This window comes from Mycobacterium simiae (assembly GCF_008370645.1).
Taxonomy (GTDB): Bacteria; Actinomycetota; Actinomycetes; order Mycobacteriales; family Mycobacteriaceae; genus Mycobacterium; species Mycobacterium simiae_A.
Genome location: NZ_VTZN01000257.1, coordinates 1 through 4,927, shown reverse-complemented (window position 1 = coordinate 4,927; position 4,927 = coordinate 1). Strand labels below are relative to the sequence as shown.

8 protein-coding genes and 3 pseudogenes are annotated in these 4,927 nt (G+C 63.7%); 6 read left to right on the top strand and 5 right to left on the bottom strand.

Going from position 1 to position 4,927, the window contains the following annotated elements; translation table 11 throughout:
- The first annotated feature begins 237 nt into the window (after positions 1 to 237).
- Both F0Q45_RS24250 and F0Q45_RS24245 read left to right on the top strand, forming a co-directional pair.
- Positions 238 to 456, top strand: coding sequence for a type II toxin-antitoxin system CcdA family antitoxin (locus F0Q45_RS24250; protein ID WP_149656314.1), 219 nt, complete (start codon positions 238 to 240; stop codon positions 454 to 456).
- A complete protein-coding gene (locus tag F0Q45_RS24245) occupies positions 453 to 866 on the top strand; it encodes a type II toxin-antitoxin system VapC family toxin (protein WP_262491154.1) in 414 nt (137 codons plus the stop codon). Before F0Q45_RS24250 ends, F0Q45_RS24245 begins: the two co-directional genes overlap by 4 nt.
- Positions 867 to 963: 97 nt before the next feature.
- Here F0Q45_RS24245 and F0Q45_RS24240 read toward each other — a convergent pair.
- The 3 genes and pseudogenes from F0Q45_RS24240 to F0Q45_RS29675 all read right to left on the bottom strand — a co-directional run.
- A pseudogene (locus tag F0Q45_RS24240) lies at positions 964 to 1,055 on the bottom strand (class I SAM-dependent methyltransferase); the annotation flags it as partial.
- A 369-nt stretch (positions 1,056 to 1,424) separates the two neighbouring features.
- Complete coding sequence (locus F0Q45_RS24235) at positions 1,425 to 1,832, bottom strand: TetR-like C-terminal domain-containing protein (protein ID WP_262491153.1); 408 nt, start codon at positions 1,830 to 1,832, stop codon at positions 1,425 to 1,427.
- A 29-nt stretch (positions 1,833 to 1,861) separates the two neighbouring features.
- On the bottom strand, positions 1,862 to 1,948 hold the full coding sequence (locus F0Q45_RS29675; protein ID WP_262491155.1) for a TetR/AcrR family transcriptional regulator: 87 nt from the start codon (positions 1,946 to 1,948) through the stop codon (positions 1,862 to 1,864).
- Between the two features lie 77 nt (positions 1,949 to 2,025).
- Here F0Q45_RS29675 and F0Q45_RS28090 point away from each other — a divergent pair, with 77 nt between their 5' ends.
- Positions 2,026 to 2,193: a hypothetical protein gene (locus F0Q45_RS28090; RefSeq protein WP_188113133.1), complete on the top strand. Its 168-nt coding sequence runs from the start codon at positions 2,026 to 2,028 to the stop codon at positions 2,191 to 2,193.
- Positions 2,194 to 2,205: 12 nt separating this feature from the next.
- Positions 2,206 to 2,418 carry a hypothetical protein gene (locus F0Q45_RS24230; RefSeq protein WP_149656313.1) on the top strand — a complete coding sequence of 71 codons (213 nt, stop codon included), beginning with the start codon at positions 2,206 to 2,208 and terminating at the stop codon, positions 2,416 to 2,418.
- Here the strand turns inward: F0Q45_RS24230 and F0Q45_RS24225 are convergent.
- Positions 2,408 to 2,605: pseudogene (locus tag F0Q45_RS24225) on the bottom strand (dihydrofolate reductase family protein); the annotation flags it as partial. The gene F0Q45_RS24230 and the pseudogene F0Q45_RS24225 overlap by 11 nt on opposite strands.
- Positions 2,606 to 2,693: 88 nt before the next feature.
- Between F0Q45_RS24225 and F0Q45_RS24220 the strand changes: the two are divergent.
- Complete coding sequence (locus F0Q45_RS24220) at positions 2,694 to 3,404, top strand: hypothetical protein (protein ID WP_149656312.1); 711 nt, start codon at positions 2,694 to 2,696, stop codon at positions 3,402 to 3,404.
- A gap of 188 nt (positions 3,405 to 3,592) precedes the next feature.
- Here F0Q45_RS24220 and F0Q45_RS24215 read toward each other — a convergent pair.
- Positions 3,593 to 4,207 (bottom strand): annotated as a pseudogene (locus F0Q45_RS24215) (ERCC4 domain-containing protein); the annotation flags it as partial.
- A 1-nt stretch (position 4,208) separates the two neighbouring features.
- Here F0Q45_RS24215 and F0Q45_RS24210 point away from each other — a divergent pair.
- Positions 4,209 to 4,889 (top strand): PucR family transcriptional regulator, encoded by a 681-nt coding sequence (locus F0Q45_RS24210; RefSeq protein WP_149656311.1) that lies wholly within the window; start codon positions 4,209 to 4,211, stop codon positions 4,887 to 4,889.
- Positions 4,890 to 4,927 lie beyond the last annotated feature (38 nt).

The window sequence follows — 4,927 nt, the reverse complement described above, 5'->3', positions numbered from 1 at the left end:
GTTTGAGAGATTGCCGGCTGGGACGTCCGGAGGTGAGCGTAGTAGGCGGCTCTCGTACTCCTCGGCCGCGCCCACACCAACCTTCAGGCCGATCGCCTGGCAAGCGGCATACACCGACCGATACTCACCGAGAGGATCGAGCACCATCTTGGCCGCGCGCTCACGCTAACGTCGCGGATCAGCAGGTCACTCATAAACTCTGCCGCGTGCCCGGCAGGTGTGTGTATACTAGTGTGTATGGCTCGGTTGAATGTATATGTGCCAGACGATTTGGCGGAGCGCGCCAGAGCGCGGGGCTTAAACGTGTCCGCGCTGACCCAGGCGGCCATCAGTGCCGAGTTAGAGAACTCCGCAACCGACGAGTGGCTTGCAGGGCTGGTGGACAAAACCACCGACGCTCGCCACGAGGATGTATTGGACGCGATTGATTCCGCCCGCAACGAGTTGGGACAGTGAGCGCGCCCTCGGCTGCGCCGCCCCAGCAGGTGGTGCTGGACGCGAGTGCCATGGTGGACCTACTGGCCCGCACCAGCGATCGGTTCTCGGCGGTGCGTGCACGACTGGCCCGGACAAAGTTGCACGTGCCCACGCACTTTGATGCCGAGGTGTTGTCGGCGCTGGGCCGCATGCAGCGCGCCGGAGTTCTTACTATTGCTCAGGTCGCCGCGGCGCTTGATGAGCTTGCGCAAGCGCCACTAACTCGCCACGCACTCCCGCCGCTGCTTGCCGGAGCGTGGGCACGCCGCGATACCCCCCGCCTGACCGACGCACTCTACGTCGAACTAGCCGATACATCTGGTCTGGTGTTGCTGACGACTGATCAGCGGTTGGCACGCGCTTGGCCTTCGGCTGATGTCATTGCCTGAGACGACGGGGCATGAAGGGGCCCGTCGCTGAGACGAGCTCCTGAAATCGCGGCGCGCCGACTATCGGCCACGCTCGTCACGATTTGGCCGCGAAAGTCACAAACGCAGGCCGGATTTCGCGATCTCCCAGTACCTACTTACCGCAGCACGTAATTCGTCCTCGTCAACTTCGTTGGGCTTGAGTTCCAAAGATCAACAGCCGCAACGCCTCCAACGCTTCTGCCGGCCACAGCGTAGCGCGGCGCCAAGATCATCGAAACCGGCACTGACTCCTTCCGCCTTGCACAGACCCGCGCCAAGACCAGCGATCAGACCGAGCCAGCCAGTGATTGAGGATCCGGACGGACCAGCAAGGACCCGCACCGCGGTCAGCGATGGCGAGCTGGCCAACCTCGTAGAAGTGCTCACCATCCTTGACGAGTTTCTTGCGTAGCGATTCCATCGCTGCTCTGCTTGCGGCGCACCTATAGATCAACGGTTATGACCATCCTGGCTATGACGCCGCGCTGTTCATCGACCGGATCAGCTTCACCGCGCATGCGCTGCGGTCCTCGACTGTTACGTTTGATCAGACAACGCCTGTTTGGCCAGTTCGGCCAAGGCGATAACGCCCTGCATCATTTGCCCAGCCAGAACCGAGGGGTCCCTATCGATCTGCTCACTAATGTTGGCCGTCAACGCGAGTGTGGCCAACCCGTGAGACAGTGACCACCCCGCCATGGCGAGTGCACGGACAGCTTCGTCGGTGACCGGTTCCGAGCGGTGCGATGTCAGACCGGATCGGGCCGTGCCATACAAAATATCGAATGTCGCGTTCTTGGAAACCAACAGCTGCGGGTCGTCGCCGCGGTACAGATAGGGGCGGAACATCACCTCGAAGTAGCCCCGGTGGGTAAGGGCGAATTTCACATAGGCATGGCCGCCCAATAGGAATCCGGCCGGGCCCGTCGCGGCCGCACGGAGCATTTCTGCCTGCAGCCCGAACCCCTCGGTCGCTACCGCAGTGAAGATGCCGGTTTGTCACCGAACTGATGAGCCAGTGCTGAGTGGGACACGCCAGCATGACGGGCGATTCGGCGCATGCTTACCGCGGCAACTCCGACGCTCTGCACCTCCTTGATGCCGATGGAACCGCGTAAATGGGTTTGCTCTGCCGGCGTTGACCTTGCCGGTGTATCCGATCTGGTCTTACCCGCAAACCCTGACGTCGGGCACTGATGTGGCGTTGTGGGCGGCGGACCACCATGATCAGCTGGTCGTGACTCAGCTGTTCAACACTGTGGGCGTCACCCTATGGTTTGTCTGCGGCGCCGCGCTCTGGACTTAGCTGCGCGATCGGATGCCCACGCGATCAACGCTGCCGGTGTGCTTTGCCGCCAGCTTCTTCGGCTGCGTGATCCTCTTGCTCAGCGGCTTCACCGCCTTCAACCTCTTGCTTTACAGGGAACACACCGCAGAGCTGTCAATACTGCTCTACCGTCGTGTGGTGGAGGAGGACATGCACGATGGCGAAGGCGGGCGAGCGCTCAGCGCCGCGTCACCTACCTGGTGAGTACAACGCCGCCGGGGAACGTTCGCGTCTCCACCGGTGCAGGTTCGCCCAGCTATCCAGTGCGGTGAAGAATGGCGTGCCGCTGCCCACCAGGACTGGGTAGGTGGCCCAGCCCGTACTCGTCGATCAATCCGGCCCGCATAGCAGCCCCGGCGAGCGTTGCGCCGCCGATGCTCATCGGGTCGCCCCAGGCGGGTGTTCCAGTCGACCCACTGGGATTGACCACCACCCCCGTTGGCGCCCACGGAGGCGACACCCAGCCATACACTTGCCGCGTGAACATCAGCAAGGTCATTGCCGGCGTAGCAACAGCCCCTGTCCGGGCCGGCGTCGCGGTGGCCGACGCCGGGCTTGCCGTTGCGGCCAGTGCCCTCGGGGCGGTGAAGGAATCCTTGGGCGAGGAAGGCCCGAAGACAGTAGACCCAATTACCGGCCTATTTCCGTTGCGCGGCGCAATCATTGGCGCCAATCGAGTTGCCGAATTGACCGAAAACGACCGGGCGATGGGGCGCGCCCTGGTCCGCGGGGGGCCGGCGGACAAGCTGATGCGTCCTGGTGGGGTTGTCGACCTGTTGACCGCGCCCGGCGGTTTACTCGATCGGGTATCCGTTGAAGGCAGCGCGCTAGAGCGGATTCTTGAGCCCGGTGGGCTCGCAGATCGATTGCTCGCTGAGGATGGGCCGTTGGAGCGCATGTTCGCCGAGGACGGCATTATCGAGCGGATGTTCGCCGAGGACGGCATCATCGACAAGCTGCTGGCCAAGAATGGGCCGCTCGAACAATTCACCGAAGCCGCGGAAATCCTGAGTCGGCTGCAGCCCGCCGTGGAGAGGCTGACGCCCACCGCCGACACCCTGGAGTCTGCTGTCGATCGCCTCAACAGGATGATCAGCTCGCTGAGTGGCATCACAGAACGCATTCCGCGCCGAAGGTCCTCGCGGCCGACTGCGCGTTCGAAGCGGGACCAGGATGCCGTCGATCAGTGACGGGCGGCCCGCCTTTGACGGACTCCGCCGTTAGCGTTGCGAGGGGGACGTCGACTTGGTGTCCACCGTCATCATCGAGGGATTGCGGCTCTGGCATACCGCTGCTGACCCGTCGCACGAGAACCACGTAGCGGACAACGTTGCTGGCTAGGTGCTGACCTTGTGGTATTGGTGCAGGCAGTGACGACCTACTGGGCGTGCTGGCGCAGGCATCCGCGACGGGCGACCTCGACGCCTTCACCGCCCAGCTGATCCTGGTCTCGCTGTTCAGCGCCGGTGGGAGTCGACGGCATCGCTGCTGGGCACCGCGGTGGACATGCTGGCCACACACGCGCCGCTGCAGCAGAAACTGCCGAGATACGGTGTAGCGCAGCCTGTTCAGTGACCGCCCACAACTGAGCGGCGGCCAGGAACCGGTAGGTCCATTCCTGGGCGAGCTGACGAGTCTCGCAGAACACAATGGCTACATTTGGCCGCGGATCTGCAACTCAGCCAGCCCGTCAGCAACCACGGCGGGGCGTACGCGGTCGAGTTTGAACAACTGCGAGTAGCGGTCCTCCACGACCACCGCCGCGCGCGGCAGCGCGGCCAAATCGGCGATTTGATAAGCGAAGCTTGCCGCTGGTCAGGCTGGCGACCAGGTCGGCGAGGGATTTACGTTCCAGGCTGGCGACCAGCAGTCGGTCGACAACAAGACCGTAGTCGCCGCAGGGCAGTGCCCGACGCGCAGTCCGCACCTGCTGAGTATCGAACCGGTAGAGGTACTGCTCGTGGGCATCGACGAGAATCTGCAAGCGTCCAAGGATGTGCCGGCTGTCTCTCATCGTGTGGTGCGGTGAGTCCGACCAAGGAAACGAACTCGTCGGGATGGAAAGGTTCACCGCCGAACTCGCGAGTGCCTTGGGTTCGAATGAGCGGCCGCTGTTCATCGCAGCGGACCGCGTCACCGGATGGGTGTGGATACCGCTGGCCGCCGATGCAGCACAAAGTGCGACGGGCGGCCTTCGCCAATTCGCCGAGGCGCGCACGGTGGCTCCATGGATGGCGGCCGGTGATCCGCTGCCCGGTGTCGACGGCTTCCGGCGCTCGCATCGGCAGGCGCAGGGCGCACGCTCTGTGGTGCTGGCGTCGGGATCGCCGCCGCCCGCGGTGACGATGTACAACGATCCCGGTCTCGTCGTGGCCACCCAGTTCTGCACCGACCTTGAGCACACGCGGGCCTGGATTTGCGACGTCCTGGGTTCGCTGGCCACCGCGACAGACAGCGACGAACGGATGCGGGAAACCCTGCGCAGCTTCCTGCGGGCCGGATCCAGCCTGAAGGCCACTGCCGACGAACTGCACCTGCACGTCAACTCGGTGAAGCATCGCGTGCAGCGCGCACTCGAACGTCGCGGCAAACCGATCACTGACGACCGACTCGATGTGGAAGTCGCTCTGCTCCTTTGTCATTGGTTCGGCACCGCGGTGCTTAGCTATAGCTAGGCTCACCTCTGGACGTCCCAGCCGGCGATGTTCCAAAC